Here is a 16,928-nt window from a genome sequence, read left to right as displayed (position 1 = left end):
CAGCTGGTTCACCGGGGCGTCGAGCTCGTGCTCGAGGCGCTGCTGCCGCGCGGCCAGGCGGTGGGCGGTCCCGCCGCCCGCCGCCTCGCTGTTCGTGATCGCGTTCAGCATCCGAGGACACGAACATTTTTGCCGCGAGCTCTTGCCGCGCCGGGTGCGCTCCTGGTTGTCTCGCCGTGCACAACGGGTCCGCCGGAAGCAACGGAGAGGCAACGGATGAGCACCTCGCGGCGCAGCGCGGAATGGTTCGGCGCGTTCGGACGTGCCGGGATGCACGCGCGGTCGTGGTTGAAGAACCAGGGCCACACCGACGACGTCTTCGACGGCCGCCCGGTCATCGGCATCGCCACCACCTGGTCCGAACTCGCGCCGTGCAACGCGCACCAGCAGCGCATCGCCGAGTCCGTCAAGCAGGGCGTGTGGCAGGCCGGCGGGTTCCCCCTCGAGTTCCCGAACATGGCCCTCGGCGAGACGCTCATGCGTCCCACCGCGATGCTCTACCGAAACCTGCTGGCCATGCAGGCCGAGGAGACCATCCGCGCCAACCCGCTCGACGGTCTGGTGCTGCTGTCCGGTTGCGACAAGACCACTCCCGGGCTGCTCATGGGTGCGGCCAGCGTCGACCTGCCCACGGTCGCGCTCACCGGCGGGCCGATGCTCAACGGCAAGTACCGCGGTGGCGAGGTCGGCTCCGGAACGGCCGTGTGGCAGGCGGAGAACGACCTCATCGCCGGGCGGATCACCCAGCAGGAGTGCTACTTCCTCGAGGGGTGCATGTCCCGCTCCAACGGGCACTGCATGACCATGGGGACCGCCTCGACCATGGCGAGCATCGTCGAAGCGCTCGGCATGCAGCTGCCCGGCGCCGCGGCCTGGCCCGCCGTCGACGCGCGCCGCTACGCCACGGCCCGGCGCACCGGCCAGCGCATCGTCGACGCGGTCGACGAGGACCTCAAGCCCTCCGACCTGCTGACCCGCAGCGCCTTCGACAACGCCGTCCGCGTCAACGCCGCGATCGGCGGCTCCACCAACGCGGTCATCCACCTCATCGCCATCGCGCACCGCGTCGGCGTCGACCTCGGCGTCGACGACTTCGACCGCCTCGCCCGCGAGGTGCCCACCCTGGTGAACCTCATGCCCAGCGGCGAGCACCTCATGGAGGACTTCTGCTACGCGGGCGGCGTGCCCGCGGTCATGCGGGAGATCGAGGACCTGCTCGACACCGGGGCGCGCACGGTGACCGGAGCGACGATCGCCGAGAACATCGCCGACGCCGAGGTCCACGACCGCCGGGTGATCACCTCGCGCTCCGAGCCGTTCCAGCCGGAGGGCTCCGGCACGGCCGTGCTGCGCGGCAGCCTCGCCCCGGACGGCGCGGTGGTCAAGCAGTCCGCCGCCTCGCCGCGGTTGCTGAAGCACGAGGGCGCGGCCCTCGTCTTCGACGACGTCGACGACTACTACGCCGTCTGCCGCGACGACGACCTGGACGTGGACGAGAACAGCGTGCTCGTCGTGCGCAACCTCGGGCCGAAGGGATTCCCCGGCATGCCCGAGCTCGCCAACGTCCCGGTGCCGAAGAAGGTGCAGGACCGCGGGTTCGACGACATCGTGCGGATCTCCGACGGGCGCATGAGCGGGACCGCCTACGGCACCGTCCTCCTGCACGTCGCGCCCGAGTCCGCAGCGGGCGGTCCGCTGGCGTTCGTCCGCACCGGTGATCGGGTCGTCATCGACGTGCCGGGCCGCACGCTCGACCTCGACGTCCCCGCCGAGGAGCTCGAGCGGCGGCGGGCCGCGTGGCGCGCTCCGGAGAACCCCTACCCCCGCGGTTACCAGCGGCTGTACTGGGACCACGTGATGCAGGCCTCCGACGGCGCCGACCTGGACTTCCTGCTCGGCGGGTCCGGCAGCTACGTCCCCCGCGACGGGCACTGAGGCGGCACCTCGCTCGGGTGATCCCCGGTGACTTCTGCGGTGACCTTGCGCAGGTGCTGCCGAGGTCGACCGGTAGTCTTCCCAGACGTGCCATCCCCGGTCGCGACAGCCCCGCCCAGGCCCCGTCACGTCGTCCCCGTCGACGTCTCGGCCCTCGCCGAGACCGTCGGCGCGCGCCTCGTCCCGCCCGAGGGCGGCCCGGCCGGAACCGCGCGCGCCGTCACCGGGGCGACCCTGCGCGCCCAGCACGTGCAGGGCGGCGATCTCTTCGCCGCCCTGCCCGGCTCCCGCGCGCACGGGGCGGACTTCCTCGCCGACGCCGTGCGGGCCGGCGCCGCGGCGGTGCTCACCGATCCGGCCGGCGCCGAACGCGCCCGCGGCAGCGACGCGGTGCGCTCGGGCGAGGTCGCGCTGCTGGTGCACGAGGACCCGCGCGGCGTGCTGGGACGCGCCGCTTCCGCCGTCTACGGCGACCCCTCGCACCGGCTGAGCGTGGTCGGTGTCACCGGAACGTCCGGCAAGACCACGACGACATACCTCGTGGAGTCCGTGCTGCGGGCGGCCGGGCACACCACGGGGCTCGTGGGCACCGTGGAGACCCGGGTCGCAGGCGAGCGGTTGGACAGCGCGCTGACCACGCCGGAAGCACCGGACCTGCAGGCGCTGCTCGCCGTCATGGTCGAACGCGGGGTGACACACGTGCCGATGGAGGTCTCCAGCCACGCGCTGGCGCTCGGCCGCGTGGACGGAACGCGCTTCGCCGTCGGCGCGTTCACCAACCTCTCCCAGGACCACCTGGACTTCCACCGCGACATGGAGGACTACTTCGCCGCGAAGGCGCTGCTGTTCGACGGCCGCGCCGCCCGCGAGGTGGTCGCGGTGGACACCGGCTGGGGCCGCAGGCTCGTCGGGCCGGAGACCACCACCGTCACCGCGCGGGCCGCGGAGGGGCCGGAGGACGACGGCCGGACGGCCGACTCCCCGGAGGGCTCCGCCCCGCGGGCCACGTGGTCGGTCTCCGACGTGACCGCCTACCCCACCGGGGAGCAGACCTTCACCGCGCACCACCGCGCGGGCCGCTCCCTGGCGGTGCGCCTGCGGCTGCCGGGGACGTTCAACATCGCCAACGCCGTGCTGGCCGTGGCGGTGGTGGACGCGCTCGGCGTGCCGTCCGAGGCGGTCGCCCGCGGGCTGGCCGAGGTCGACGTGCCCGGCCGGATGGAGCGTGTCGCGGTCGGGCAGGACTTCACCGCGGTGGTGGACTACTCGCACAAGCCCGGTGCCGTGGCCGCCGTGCTCGAAGCCGCGCGGGCGCAAGTGGCCGGGCGCGTGCTCGTCGTGCTCGGCTCGGGCGGCGACCGGGACACCGCGAAGCGGCCGCTGATGGGCGAGGCGGCGGCGCGGCGGGCCGATGTGCTCGTGGTGACCGACGACAACCCCCGGGGGGAGGACCCGGCCGCGATCCGCCGCGCGGTGATCGACGGGGCGCACGCGGTGCCGCGGGCCGAACGTGGTGAAGTGTGGGAGATCGGTGACCGGCGCGCGGCGATCGCCGAGGCGGTCGAGCGCGCCGCGGCCGGCGACATCGTGGTCGTCGCCGGCAAGGGACACGAGACGGGGCAGGAGGTGGCCGGCGTGGTGCACCCGTTCGCGGACCGCGATGAGCTCGCCGCGGCGCTGCGGCGAGCCACCGACCCGGCGGCCCCGCACCCCGCCGGGGACGGCCCCGAGCTGCTCACCCGGGGGCAGGGCGATGAGGAGGCAAGGTGATCCGGCTCAGCCTCGCGGAGATCGCACGGGCGGTCGACGGAGAGCTCGTGCACGCGGACGGTTCCGAGACCGTCACCGCGAGTGTGGAATTCGACTCCCGCGAGATCCGGCCCGGCGGCCTGTTCGTGGCCGTGCCGGGTGAACGGGTCGACGGGCACGACTTCGCCGCGCGGGCGGTGGCCGACGGCGCGGCCGGGGTGCTCGCCGCGCGCGCGGTGGATGCTCCCGCCGTGCTGGTGCCGCCGGTGCCGTCCGGCAGCGCGGACGTGATGGCGCTGGCGGGGGACGCCGATGGTTCCGGCGCGGCCGTGCTGCACGCGCTGGCGAAGCTGGCCCGGTACGTGGTGGACCGGCTCGACGAGCTGACGGTCATCGGTCTCACCGGTTCGTCCGGGAAGACCTCCACGAAGGACCTGGTGGCCCAGCTGACCGAACCGCTGGGGCCGACCGTGGCCCCGCCCGGCTCGTTCAACAACGAGCTCGGCCACCCGTGGACCGTGCTGCGCTCCGACGAGGACACGCGGCACCTGGTGCTGGAGCTGTCCGCGCGCGGCGTGGGGCACATCGCGGCGCTGACGCGGGTCGCGCCGCCGAAGATCGGCGTGGTGCTCAACGTCGGTCACGCCCACGTCGGCGAGTTCGGCTCCCAGGAGGCGGTGGCCCGCGCCAAGGGGGAGCTGCCCGAGTCGCTGCCCGCCGACGGCGTGGCGGTGCTCAACGCCGACGACCCGCTGGTCGCGCCGATGGCCGAGCGCACCGCCGCGCGGGTGGTGCTCTTCGGCGAGTCGCCGCAGGCGCGGGTGCGCGCCGAGGACGTCCGCATCGACGAGCAGGCGCGGCCGCGGTTCACGCTCGTCGTCCCGGACGGCCGGGCCGCGGTCGCGCTGCCGCTGCACGGCGAGCACCACGTGAGCAACGCGCTCGCCGCGGCGGCGGTGGCCACCGAGCTCGGTGCGAGCGCGGAGTGGATCGCGCAGCGGCTCGGCGAGGTGCGCCCGGTGTCGGCGCGGCGCATGGAGGTCGTCGAAACGCCGGGCGGGGTGACCGTCGTCAACGACGCCTACAACGCCAACCCGGAGTCGATGCGGGCCGCGCTGAAAACCCTCGCGGAGATGACGCGGCACGGTCCGGGCCGGTCGTGGGCGGTGCTCGGACCGCTGGCCGAGCTCGGCGAGGAGGAGACCGAGGCCCACGACGGGATCGGCCGGTTGGCCGTGCGGCTCAACATCGAGCGCCTGGTCGTCGTCGGCGAGCAGGCCCGGGCGATGCACCAGGCCGCCTGCCACGAGGGGTCCTGGGGAGAGGAGTCCGCACTGGTGCCGGATGTCGACGCGGCACTCGAGCTGCTGCGCAACGAACTGCGCCCGGGTGACGTCGTGCTCACCAAGGCGTCGAACTCCGCCGCGCTGTGGCGGGTCGCCGACGCGCTGCTCGCGAACCAGGAGGGCTCGGCGTGAAGGCAATTCTGGTCGCCGCCGCGGTCTCGCTGGTGGTGTCGATCCTGTTCACCCCCTACCTGATCCGGCTGTTCTCGAGGCAGGGCTTCGGGCAGGAGATCCGGGAGGAGGTGCAGGCCTCGCACTCCTCCAAGCGGGGCACGCCCACGATGGGCGGCATGGCGATCATCGTCGCCATGTGGGCCGGCTACATCGTCACGCACCTGAGCGTGAGCATCGAGCCGCCCAGCGTGACGGCGCTGCTCGTGCTGGGGCTGACCACCGCGCTCGGCCTGGTCGGCTTCCTCGACGACTTCATCAAGATCCGCAAGCACCGCAACCTGGGGCTGAACAAGACGGCGAAGCTCCTCGGGCAGCTGGCGGCCGCGGTGCTGTTCGCGGTGCTGGCGATGCGGTTCCCGGACGCCAACGGGGTGACCCCGGCCTCGGAGCACCTGTCGTTCATCCGCGACATCGCGGTGATCTCGTTCGGCGCGGTCGGCTTCGTCATCTTCGCCTACGTGGCCATCAGCGGCTGGTCGAACGCGGTGAACTTCACCGACGGCATGGACGGGCTGGCCGCCGGCACCGCGGCGATGGTGCTGGCCACCTACGTGCTCATCTCGTTCTGGCAGCTGCGCAACTCCTGCTCGCCGCCGTCCGGGCCGATGCCCGCCTGCTACACGGTGCGCGACCCGCTGGACATCGCGATCGTGGCGGGCGCGGCGATGGCGGCGTGCGTCGGCTTCCTGTGGTGGAACGCGGCGCCGGCCAAGATCTTCATGGGCGACACCGGCTCGCTGGCCCTCGGCGGGCTCATGGCGGGGCTGTCCATGGTCACCCGCACCGAGCTGCTGATGATCATCATCGGCGGGCTGTTCGTCGTCGAGGCCCTGTCGGTGGTGCTGCAGATCGTGGTGTTCCGCACCACACGCAGGCGGTTGTTCCGCATGGCGCCGTTCCACCACCACTTCGAACTCGCCGGGTGGGCCGAGACCTCGGTGATCATCCGGTTCTGGATCCTCGCGGCGATCAGCTGCATGTTCGGCGTGGGGCTGTTCTACGCCGACTGGTTGGCCGGGGCGGGCGCGACGTTCTGACCCGGGCTGCGGCCCGCTCGGCGGGAACGCCGGGGCGGTGGCCGGGCTCGCTGATCCACCCGGCACCATGGCGGTGCGGGCGGCGCACCGGCGCCGCACCGGGGGCCGGGCGTTCCCGGCGCCGCGGACGGCGACCGCGCGGCGGTCGCTCGAACCCCGCCGCGTGCTGCGGCGCGAGCACGGTACGAGGAGGCGACGAGGTGGCGAGTCTCAGCGGCAGCCGGGTGGTGGTCGCCGGCGCGGGCATCTCCGGCAGGTCCGCGGCGGAAGCGCTGGTCGCGGCCGGGGCCTCGGTGACGGTCACGGACGCGTCCAGCGAGCGGCTCGCCGCGCTGGCCTCGCTGCACGCGCAGGACGTCCGGCTGGAGCCCGGGTTGGGCGAACCGCCCGCGGGCACCGACCTGGTGGTCACCAGCCCCGGCTGGCGCCCGGACGCACCGCTGCTGCACGCGGCCGCGCAGGCCGGCGTCCCCGTCTGGGGCGAGGTGGAGCTCGCCTGGCGGCTGGACCGCGAGTCGGCGCAGCCGGCCACGTGGCTGGCGGTGACCGGGACCAACGGCAAGACCACCACCGTCGGCATGCTGGAGGCGATCCTGCGCGCCGCGGGGGTCGACGCGGTCGCCTGCGGCAACGTGGGCCTGCCCGTGGTCGACGCGGTGCGCTCGGAGCACCGGGTGCTGGCCGTGGAACTGTCCAGCTTCCAGCTGCACTGGTCGCAGAAGCTCGCCCCGCGGGTCGGCGCGGTGCTCAACCTCGCCGAGGACCACCTCGACTGGCACGGCACGCTCGCCGAGTACGGCGCGGCGAAGGCCCGGATCTACCGGGGCAACGACGTGTCCGTGCACAACGCCGACGACGCGCGCGCGTCGCAGCTGGCACCGGTCCCGGACGGGGGGCACGCCGCCGGGGTCACCCTGTCCGAGCCGGAGCCCGGCATGCTGGGCGTGCTGCCCGGCGGGCGGGACGGGCGCGGCCTGCTCGTCGACCGCGCCTTCGGCGACGGAAGCGTGCTCGCCGACGTGGCCGATGTGCACCCGCCCGGGCCGCACAACGTGGTCAACGCCCTGACCGCGGCCGCGCTCGCCCGCGCCCACGGGTGCGCGCCCGCGGACGTCCGCGCCGGGTTGCGCGCGTTCGACCCGGGGGCGCACCGCTCGGTTCCGGTCGCCGAGTCCGGGGGTGTGTCCTACGTGGACGACTCCAAGGCGACGAACCCGCACGCCGCGGATGCCGCGCTGCGGGCGCACCCGCGGGTAGTGTGGATCGCGGGCGGGCTGCTCAAGGGCGCCGAGGTGGACGACCTCGTCGCGGCGAACGCGGAACGGCTCGACGCGGTCGTGCTGCTGGGCCGCGACCGCGCGCGCTTCGCCGAGGCCCTCGCCCGGCACGCGCCGGACGTACCGGTGCGCGAGGTGGCAGAAGGGGGCGAAGCCGGCATGGCGCAGGCGGTGCGGTTGGCGAGCGAGCTCGCGCGGCCGGGGGCGGTCGTGCTGCTCGCACCCGCGGCCGCGTCGATGGACATGTTCACCGACTACGCCCACCGCGGCCGGGCGTTCGCCGAGGCGGTCCACGCGATCGCGGGTGCCCCTGACGAGGTCGCGCGGCCGGCGCACGGCGGGTGAGTCCCGTGGTGGCCACCGGCACCGACTCCAGCAAGCGCCGCCGCTCCGCGCGCGGCGTGCTCAACCCGCTGACCGCGTGGCTGACCCGGCCGCTGGCCTCCTTCCACCTGCTGCTGGCCGTGTTCGGCCTGCTGACGGTGTTCGGGCTGCTGATGGTGCTCTCGGCGTCCAGTGTGGATTCGTACACTCAGGACGGTTCGTCGTACACCATGTTCGGCAAGCAGGTGCTGTACTGCGCGGTGGGGCTGGTCCTGTTCTACGCCGCCCTGCGCACCCCGGTGCGGATCGTCCGCAGGCTGAGCCTGCCGCTGCTGGTGGTGTGCCTGGCCCTGCTGGTGCTCGTGCTCACGCCGCTGGGCACCAGCGTCAACGGTGCGCAGAGCTGGTTCGTCGTCGGCGGTGTGTCGTTCCAGCCGGTGGAGTTCGCCAAGATCGCCTTCGCGCTGTGGGGCGCGCACGTGCTGGTCACCAAGCGGGCGCTGCTCAACCAGTACCGCCACCTGCTCGTGCCCGTGGTGCCCGCGGCGCTGGTGATGTTCACGCTCGTGGTCATGCAGCCGGACCTGGGCTCGACGATCACGCTGTTCGTCGTGCTGCTGGCGCTGCTGTGGTTCGCCGGCGCGCCGCTGCGGCTGTTCGGCGTGACGCTGCTCGGCGGGCTCACCGGCACCGTCGTGCTGGCCCTGCTGGAGGACTACCGCGCCGCGCGGCTGACCACGTTCCTCAACCCGGCCTCGGACCCCTCGGGCAGCGGCTACCAGTCGATGCAGGCGCTGTTCGCGCTCGCCGACGGCGGGTTCGTCGGCCGCGGCCTCGGCCAGGGCTGGTCGAAGTGGCAGTACCTGCCGTACGCGCACAACGACTTCATCTTCGCGGTGATCGGCGAGGAGCTCGGCTTCGTCGGCTGCGCCGTCGTCATCGCCCTGTTCGCCACCACCGGCTACGTGGGCATGCGCATCGCGCGGCGCAACACCGACCCGTGGATCCGCATGGTCGCCGCGACGCTGACGCTGTGGTTCGTCAGCCAGGCGGCGATCAACATCGGCTACGTCGTGGGCCTGCTGCCCGTGACCGGCCTGCCGCTGCCGCTGATCTCCTCCGGGGGTTCCTCGGTGGTGACGAGCATGCTCGTGTTCGGGTTGCTGGCGAACTTCGCCCGCAACGAGCCGGAAGCGATCGCCGCGCTACGGTCCCTGGGACCGGGCCGGGTGGGCAAGCTGCTGCGACTGCCGACTCCCGAGCCGTACCGGCCGCCGGCCCGGCGGCGGCAGGGACGCGCCGGTGCCCCCGCCCGCCCCGGCTCCGGTGCGAAGGCGCGGCCCGGTGGCGAGCGGCGACCGCGCAACGGCCCCGGGACCCGGACACAGAAACGAGGAGGACACCGGTGACCGGTGACGACACGGTCAGGATCGATACGGGTGCGGCGGTGCGGAAGGCCCCGTCCGTCGTCGTGGCGGGCGGTGGGACTGCCGGGCACATCGAGCCCGCGCTGGCGCTGGCCGACGCGGTGCGGCGGCAGCGGCCGGACGCCCGCGTCACGGCGCTGGGCACCGAGCGGGGCCTGGAGAACCGCCTCGTGCCCGCCCGCGGCTATCCGCTGGAGCTGGTGCCGCCGGTGCCGATGCCGCGCAGGCCCACGCCGGAGCTGCTGCGGCTGCCGTGGAAGGTGCGCGACGCCGTGCGGCGCACCCGCGAGGTGCTCACCCGCGTCGAGGCCGACGTCGTGGTCGGCTTCGGCGGGTACGTCTCGCTGCCCGCCTACCTCGCCGCCCGGGGCAAGCTGCCGATCGTCGTGCACGAGGCCAACGCGCGCGCCGGGTTGTCCAACAAGCTCGGCGCCCGCGTCGCCGAGCGCGTGCTCGCCGCCACCCCGGACAGCGGCCTGGCCGGTGCGGAGGTCATCGGAATCCCGCTGCGGGAGACGATCACCCAGGTCAACCGGGCCCAGCTGCGGGCGCAGGCCCGCGCCCACTTCGGGCTGCACCCGCACGCGCCGACGGTGCTCGTGTTCGGCGGCTCGCAGGGCGCGCGCACGCTGAACACCGCGTTCTCCGGCGCGGCCGACGCGCTGGGACGCGCGGGGGTGGGCGTGCTGCACGCGCACGGCCCGAAGAACACCGTCGCGGTGCAGCAGGTGCCCTCGGCCCCGCCGTACGTCACGGTGCCGTACCTGGAGCGGATGGACCTGGCCTACGCCGCCGCGGACCTCGTGGTCTGCCGGTCCGGGGCGATGACCGTCGCCGAGGTCTCCGCGGTGGGGCTGCCGGCGGTGTTCGTACCGCTGCCGCACGGCAACGGCGAGCAGGCGCTCAACGCGCAACCGGTGGTCTCCGCGGGCGGCGGGCGCCTCGTCCCCGACGAGGAGCTGACGCCGCAGCGCGTGGTCGACGAGGTGCTGCCGCTGGTGCGGGACCCGCAGCAGCTGGCGGCGATGAGCCGGGCCACCCTGGGCAGCGGGCACCGCGAGGCGGATCAGGTGCTGGCGCGGACTGTGCTGGAGGTGGCGGGACGGTGACTGCTGACACGCCGGTGGGGGCGGAGAACCTGCCGCGGACCCGGGACGGGGCCGCGGAGCTGCTGCGCCGGGTGCACCTGGTGGGCATCGGCGGCGCCGGGATGAGCGGCATCGCCCGCATCGCCCTCGCTCGCGGGTGCGCGGTGTCCGGTTCGGACGCGCGGGAGAGCCGCACGCTGCTCGCGCTGCGCACCCAGGGGGCGCGCATCGCCGCGGAGCACCGGGCCGAGAACCTCGACCAGTTCGACGCGCAGGAACCGCCGACGGCGGTGGTGACGTCGACGGCGATCCGCGCGGACAACCCGGAGGTCGCCGCGGCGCGCCGGCGCGGCATCCCGGTGCTCGCCAGGGCGGAGGCGCTGGCGACGCTCATGCTGGGCCACCGCGTGGCCTGCGTGGCCGGCACGCACGGCAAGACCTCGACCACCTCGATGCTCACGATCGCGCTGCAGCACTGCCGGTTCGACCCGTCCTTCGCCATCGGCGGGGACCTCAACGAGTCCGGGGCGAACGCGCACCACGGCGGCGGGGACATCTTCGTCGCCGAGGCCGATGAGAGCGACGGGTCGTTCCTCGTGTTCTCGCCCTCGGTGGCCGTGGTGACCAACGTGGAACCGGACCACCTGGACCACCACGGCACGGCCGCTGCCTACACGGACGTGTTCGGGGAGTTCCTCGAGCGCATCGATCCGGGCGGGGTGCTGGTCGCCGGCGCGGACGATCCGGGGGCGGCGGTGCTGGCCGACCGGGCCGAGGCCGCGGGGCTGCGGGTGCGCCGCTACGGCAGCAGCGCCTCCGGGGACGGGGACGCGCGGGTGGTGGACTACCGCACCGAGGACGGGACCGGCGTGGTGACGGTGCTGCTCCCCGCGCTGTCCGAGGAACCGGTGCAGGTGCGGGTCGCCGCGCCCGGGCGGCACATGGCGGACAACGCCGTGGCGGCGCTGCTGACCGGCCTCGAGCTCGGCGCCGATCTCGACGGGTTGCGCGCCGGGCTCGTCGCGTTCGGCGGGGTGCGGCGCCGCTTCGAGTACAAGGGGCGAGCGGGCGGTGTGCGGGTCTTCGACGACTACGCGCACCACCCGACCGAGGTGGCCGCGCAGCTGGCCGCGGCCCGGTCGGTCGCCGGGGCGGGCCGGGTGGTCGTGCTGTTCCAGCCGCACCTGTACTCGCGCACCCAGGCGTTCGCCGAGCAGTTCGCCGAAGCGCTCGGCGCGGCGGACGAGGTCGTGGTGCTCGACGTCTACGGCGCCCGCGAGGACCCGGTTCCGGGGGTGAGCGGTGAGCTCATCGCCGAGCAGGTGCCGCTGGCGCGCGAGCGCGTGCACTACGTGCCGTCCCTGGCGGACGTGCCCGGCAGGACCGCCCGGCTGGTGCGGGCCGGCGACCTCGTCGTCACGATGGGCGCCGGGGACGTGACGATGCTCGGGCCGGAGCTGCTGGCCGAACTGGACCGGGTCGGGGACGAGGACGCCGTCGAGGAGGAGCGCGGGTGAGCGAGGCGCCCCGCCGCAGCACGAACCGCCCCGGCGCCCGCACCACGCGCGGGCGGCCGGTGCGGGGAGGATCCCAGCGCGGCCCGTCGTGGCGGCGCTGGGTCGTGGTCGGCGCGCTCGCCACCGTGACCGCGCTGGTCCTGGTCGGGTACCTCACCCCGGTGCTGGGGGTGCGCGAGATCCGCGTCACGGGCACCCGTGCGCTGTCGGAGCAGCGCGTGCTCGCCGCCTCCGGGGTGCGCACGGGGACGCCCATGCCGCGGGTCGACGTCAGCGGGGCGCAGCAGCAGGTCGCGCGGCTGTCCCGGGTGGCGGGCGCCGAGGTGTCGCGGCAGTGGCCGTCCACAGTGGATATCCGCGTGCGGGAGCGCCGGGCCGCGGCGTACCAGAAGCGCGGCGGGGCGGTCGACCTCGTCGATCTCGAGGGGGTGCGGTTCGCGCGGGAGGACCGGCCGCCGCCCGGTCTGCCCGAGTTGCGGTTGCCCGCTGCGCGGGAGGGCAAGACCCGCGCGGTGATGGGGGTGCTGCGCTCCCTGCCGCAGGACCTGCGGGGCGAGGTGCGGCGGATCGTGCTGCGCAGCCCCGGTGACCTGCGGATGCGGTTCGCCGACGGCCGCGAGGTGCAGTGGGGTGCGCCGCGTGACTCGGCGCGCAAGGCCCAGGTGCTGGTGCCGCTGCTGACGCAGCCCGGTCGCGTGTACGACGTCGCGACGCCGGATCTGCCGACCATCGCCGAATGATCCTCTCTTCACTCCAAGGTGTGATACCTAGTGGAGCGAGAGGGGGTTGACGTGATCGAACCGGTTGATCTCGGCGAGGCCGAGGAGTTCCTCCGGCTGTTCTACGCCGAGAGCCGCAGCCCCGGACCGCTGTCGCTGGGCGACCGCCTCGCACAGGTCCGCAGCGCCGTCGAGGAGGACGGCTGGTACCGGCACACGCCGGAGGAGCTCACCTTCGGCGCCCGCGTGGCCTGGCGCAACAGCGCCCGCTGCATCGGCAGGCTCTACTGGCAGAGCCTCGTCGTCCGCGACCTGCGCCACGTGCACGGCGTCGACGACGTGGCCCGCGAGTGCGTGCGGCACCTGCGCCGGGCCACCAACGGCGGCAAGATCCGCCCGGTGATCAGCGTCTTCCCACCGGAAACGCCCGAACGGCCCGCCCCGCGGATCTGGAACGAGCAGCTCATCCGCTACGCGGGGCACGAGCGCGACGACGGCGGCGTGCTCGGCGATCCCGCCCACAGCGAGTTCACCGCCGCGGTGCGCGCCTACGGCTGGCGACCGCCGGCGGAGCCCAGCGCTTTCGACGTGCTGCCGCTCGTGGTGGAAACCGCGGCCGAAGGTCCGCACATGTACGCGCTGCCGGACAGCGCGATCACCGAAGTCCCGTTGCACCACCCCGACCACCCGTGGTTCGCCGAGCTCGGACTGCGCTGGCACGCCGTGCCCGTGATCAGTCACATGCGGCTGACCATCGGGGGCGTGTCCTACCCGGCCGCGCCGTTCAACGGCTGGTACATGGGCACGGAGATCGGAGCGCGGAACCTCGCCGACACCGACCGCTACGACCTCGTCCCCGTGGTGGCCGAGCGGCTCGGCCTGGACACCTCGCACGCCGACACGCTCTGGCGCGACCGGGCGCTGGTGGAGCTCAACCGCGCCGTGCTGCACTCCTTCCGCGCCGCGGGCGTGACCATCACCGACCACCACACCGAATCGCACCGGTTCCTGCGCCACCTCCAGCGCGAGGAGGACGCCGGGCGGCGCTGCCCGGTGGACTGGAGCTGGATCGTGCCGCCGATGTCCGGTGCGCAGACACCGGTGTTCCACCGCTACTACGACACCGAGCCGCAGCGCCCGGACTTCCTGCAGGACGACGACGCGGTGCAGCGCGCGCAGCGGGGCGGTCCGCCCCGGTTCGAGGTGGCCGGCGCCGCGACTTCCGGCGCCGCGACTTCCAGTGCGGGGGCCTCCAGCGCGGGGGAGGACGGCCTCCGCTGAGCGCGTCCGCCGGGAGCGCACCGCGAGTCCTACCGCCCGCTGGCCAGCGCCCGGCGGATCGTCTCCACCGGCGCCGGCCCGTCCGGGGTCTCGTGCTGCACGCCCTCCGCCGCGTGCCACCAGCGCAGGGGGAACGGCCCCGAGTCGGGGAACCGCTCGATGAGGCCGGTGTGCGAGACCTCGCCACCGGCCAGGTACCGGTGCTTGTGGTCGGCGGGGGAGCCGGTGTCCACAGCGGAGCCACCGCGGACGTTGACGTCGGAGTCCGAGCCCACGAGCGTCCAGTCGGTGCCGGACGCCCACGCGCGGTCCAGGAGGTTGGCCGGCTCGTGCAGCCTCCTCAGCAGTTCGGAGCCGGCGTGCATGGATTCCCACTGCACGTCGCGGGAGCGGTTCGGATCGGTCACCCCGCGGTGCGGCGCGCCGAGCGCGACGATCCTGCCCACGCGCAGTTCCCCCTCGGGGAATCCGCGCCAGTCGCGGGCGGTTCCGAGCACGGCCAGCCGCGCGAGGAGGCCGCCCATCGAGTGGCCCAGGACGTCCACCGCCTCGCCGTTGCTGGTGTAGCGGCGGTGGATGTGCCGCGCCAGGCGCGCGGCGAGTTCCGGGATCGGCGTGCTCGTGGTGGCGCGGGCGATGCCGGTGTCGCAGTTCCGGTCGCCGCGGTAGTACCCGATCGTGCGCATCGACTCCCGCGGGTGCCCGTGCTCGGCGAGGTGCTGTTCGGCGCGCCCCCACACGGCGGTGCAGTCGAGCCCCGCGTCCGCGGCGTGCCCGTGCACGAGCAGCGTGGTCCGGTGGGCTGGTTCGGGCACGGCGCTGCCGGTGAAGATCCCCAGGCAGAGCACGACCGCCGCGGCCAGCGCACCCGCGCGGCCCCTTCCGTTCCGTGCCATGTTCCCCTTCCCCGCTCGGTGTTCGGCCGTCCGATCTCCGCCGCCGCGGTGTCTTCCCGCCGCGGTTCCTCCCGCTGCGGTGCCCCCGGCGCTCCGGGCGGCGCCCGGAGCTCATCGTGCGCGAACCGGGGCGATCCTGGCGGGTCCGACACGTCCCGGCGAGTCGGTCACCACCGGCCGATCCGCGCTCCGATCCGCGTTCGGGTGGCGAGTGGCTCCACCGCGCTGGGATGATCGCGATACGGTGTGCGGTGTGATCACGTTCGTGTGATCGGAACGTGATCACGCTGCAAGGGGAGGAACTGTTCTGTTCGGTGTGCCGCTGGGGGTTCGGCAATCCCGGACCGGCGGCGGTCCGGGCGGGGAGCTGCAGGGCGGGAACGGCGCGACACGCCGGGAGAACCCATCGGCGTGGCTGCTGGACGCGGGGCCGAGGACGTGCCTACGGTCCGCTAGCAGGCTCGGTATCGTTCACGCAGGCGACGCCGCGGGCGACCCCTCGGCGGGTCGTCGACGTCACCGAAGCGCGCGAGTGCCCGAAGCCCCACCGTGATCGTTCCGGCGGTCGCAGTACAGAGCACAGAGCCAAGATCAGGAAGGCGGATCCGATGACGCCCCCGCACAACTACCTCGCGGTGATCAAAGTCGTCGGCATCGGAGGCGGCGGCGTCAATGCCGTGAACCGCATGATCGAGGTCGGGCTCAAGGGTGTCGAGTTCATCGCGGTGAACACCGACGCGCAGGCCCTGCTGATGTCCGACGCCGACGTCAAGCTCGACATCGGCCGCGAGCTCACCCGCGGCCTGGGTGCCGGCGCGGCGCCCGAGGTGGGGCAGAAGGCCGCGGAGGACCACCGCGAGGAGATCGAGGAGGTCCTCAAGGGCGCCGACATGGTCTTCGTCACCGCCGGCGAGGGCGGTGGCACCGGTACCGGTGGGGCGCCGGTCGTCGCCTCCGTCGCGCGCAAGCTCGGAGCGCTGACCATCGGCGTGGTGACCCGCCCGTTCTCGTTCGAGGGCAAGCGGCGAGCCACGCAGGGCGAAGAGGGCATCAAGACGCTCCGGGACGAGTGCGACACGCTCATCGTGATCCCGAACGACCGCCTGCTGCAGCTCGGCGACCTGGGCGTGAGCCTCATGGACGCGTTCCGCGAGGCCGACGAGGTCCTGCTCTCCGGTGTCCAGGGCATCACCGACCTGATCACGACTCCCGGTCTGATCAACCTGGACTTCGCCGACGTGAAGAGCGTGATGTCCGGTGCGGGCAGCGCGCTGATGGGCATCGGTTCGGCCAGAGGTGAGGGCAGATCGGTGCAAGCGGCGCAGAAGGCCATCAACTCACCGCTGCTGGAGGCCTCGATGGAAGGGGCCCACGGGGTGCTGCTGGCGATATCGGGCGGTTCCGACCTGGGCCTGTTCGAGATCAACGAGTCGGCTTCGCTCGTGCAGGAGTCGGCGCACCCCGAGGCCAACATCATCTTCGGCACGGTGATCGACGACTCCCTCGGCGACGAGGTGCGCGTCACGGTCATCGCAGCCGGTTTCGACGCGGGAACGCCGACGCACAAGAAGCTCGACCCGACCAAGGTCGGTGGCCACGAGGACGAGTCGGCCGCCGAGGCGGGCCAGGTCGACGGCGAAACCCTCGGCGAGACCAGCGTCACGCGGGAGGCCACCCGCAGCGCGGCCACCGGGCCGACGGCTGAGCAGGGCCGCCCGGCAGCGCCGAGCACCGCGGAGCAGCCCCGGCAGGACGCCGCGCAGGCACCGGGGCAGAGCTCTCCGGGGCAGGCCGCACCGGGCCAGGCCGCACCGGGGCCGCAGCAGGCGCCGAGCGCTCCTGCCGCCCCCGGCGAGACCGCCGCGCCGCAGCCGACCGCGCAGAACCCCGAGCCCGCCCCGCGCAGCGATGCGACCGCGCAGCACCGCCGTGCGGACCAGGGCCAGCAGGGCCCGATCGGCGGGGACGGTTCCGCCGTCGGGCAGCACCCCACCTCGGTTCCCGCCGCGCCGACTCCGCACAGCGGGCAGGAACCGGCACCGGACAACAGCGGCCCAGCCGGGGACGCGGGCAGTCCGGCCGGTGGGGCGAACTCGCCGACCTCCCCCGTGTCCGGGTCGAACCCGATGCACTCCGCACCGTCCGGCGGTTCGCCGCG

The 16,928-nt window shown here is 74.0% G+C and carries 11 protein-coding genes and 1 pseudogene; 11 read left to right on the top strand and 1 reads right to left on the bottom strand.

Annotated features, from left to right (window positions below; translation table 11 throughout):
- Positions 1–216 precede the first annotated feature (216 nt).
- The 10 genes from ACVGV0_RS17585 (at position 217) to ACVGV0_RS17540 (ending at position 13,874) form a co-directional block, all read left to right on the top strand.
- A complete protein-coding gene (locus tag ACVGV0_RS17585) occupies positions 217–1,935 on the top strand; it encodes an IlvD/Edd family dehydratase (protein WP_459156783.1) in 1,719 nt (572 codons plus the stop codon).
- A gap of 87 nt (positions 1,936–2,022) precedes the next feature.
- Positions 2,023–3,705, top strand: a complete 1,683-nt coding sequence (locus ACVGV0_RS17580; RefSeq protein ID WP_459156782.1) for a UDP-N-acetylmuramoyl-L-alanyl-D-glutamate--2,6-diaminopimelate ligase — start codon at positions 2,023–2,025, stop codon at positions 3,703–3,705.
- Positions 3,702–5,162: a UDP-N-acetylmuramoyl-tripeptide--D-alanyl-D-alanine ligase gene (locus ACVGV0_RS17575; RefSeq protein ID WP_459156781.1), complete on the top strand. Its 1,461-nt coding sequence runs from the start codon at positions 3,702–3,704 to the stop codon at positions 5,160–5,162. Before ACVGV0_RS17580 ends, ACVGV0_RS17575 begins: the two co-directional genes overlap by 4 nt.
- Entirely contained in the window at positions 5,159–6,241 is a 1,083-nt protein-coding gene (gene mraY / locus ACVGV0_RS17570) for a phospho-N-acetylmuramoyl-pentapeptide-transferase (RefSeq protein WP_459156780.1), read from the top strand. Before ACVGV0_RS17575 ends, mraY begins: the two co-directional genes overlap by 4 nt.
- A gap of 200 nt (positions 6,242–6,441) precedes the next feature.
- Positions 6,442–7,863, top strand: a complete 1,422-nt coding sequence (gene murD / locus ACVGV0_RS17565; RefSeq protein WP_459156779.1) for a UDP-N-acetylmuramoyl-L-alanine--D-glutamate ligase — start codon at positions 6,442–6,444, stop codon at positions 7,861–7,863.
- Between the two features lie 8 nt (positions 7,864–7,871).
- Positions 7,872–9,251 carry a putative lipid II flippase FtsW gene (gene ftsW, locus ACVGV0_RS17560; protein WP_459156778.1) on the top strand — a complete coding sequence of 460 codons (1,380 nt, stop codon included), beginning with the start codon at positions 7,872–7,874 and terminating at the stop codon, positions 9,249–9,251.
- Positions 9,248–10,378 (top strand): undecaprenyldiphospho-muramoylpentapeptide beta-N-acetylglucosaminyltransferase, encoded by a 1,131-nt coding sequence (gene murG / locus ACVGV0_RS17555; protein WP_459156777.1) that lies wholly within the window; start codon positions 9,248–9,250, stop codon positions 10,376–10,378. The genes ftsW and murG overlap by 4 nt, the downstream gene beginning before the upstream one ends.
- Positions 10,379–10,479: 101 nt before the next feature.
- On the top strand, positions 10,480–11,874 hold the full coding sequence (gene murC, locus ACVGV0_RS17550) for a UDP-N-acetylmuramate--L-alanine ligase (RefSeq protein ID WP_459160046.1): 1,395 nt from the start codon (positions 10,480–10,482) through the stop codon (positions 11,872–11,874).
- Positions 11,871–12,614: a cell division protein FtsQ/DivIB gene (locus tag ACVGV0_RS17545; protein WP_459156776.1), complete on the top strand. Its 744-nt coding sequence runs from the start codon at positions 11,871–11,873 to the stop codon at positions 12,612–12,614. Before murC ends, ACVGV0_RS17545 begins: the two co-directional genes overlap by 4 nt.
- A gap of 51 nt (positions 12,615–12,665) precedes the next feature.
- Positions 12,666–13,874, top strand: coding sequence for a nitric oxide synthase oxygenase (locus ACVGV0_RS17540; protein WP_459156775.1), 1,209 nt, complete (start codon positions 12,666–12,668; stop codon positions 13,872–13,874).
- 29 nt (positions 13,875–13,903) lie between these two features.
- Here ACVGV0_RS17540 and ACVGV0_RS17535 read toward each other — a convergent pair whose 3' ends face one another.
- Entirely contained in the window at positions 13,904–14,770 is an 867-nt protein-coding gene (locus tag ACVGV0_RS17535; protein ID WP_459156774.1) for an esterase/lipase family protein, read from the bottom strand.
- Positions 14,771–15,378: 608 nt separating this feature from the next.
- On the opposite strand from ACVGV0_RS17535, the pseudogene ftsZ reads away from it, so the two are divergent.
- Positions 15,379–16,410, top strand: a pseudogene (gene ftsZ, locus ACVGV0_RS17530) (cell division protein FtsZ); the annotation flags it as partial.
- Positions 16,411–16,928 lie beyond the last annotated feature (518 nt).

It is taken from the genome of Salinifilum ghardaiensis, from assembly GCF_054491345.1.
This window is presented reverse-complemented; position numbering and strand designations above follow the sequence as displayed.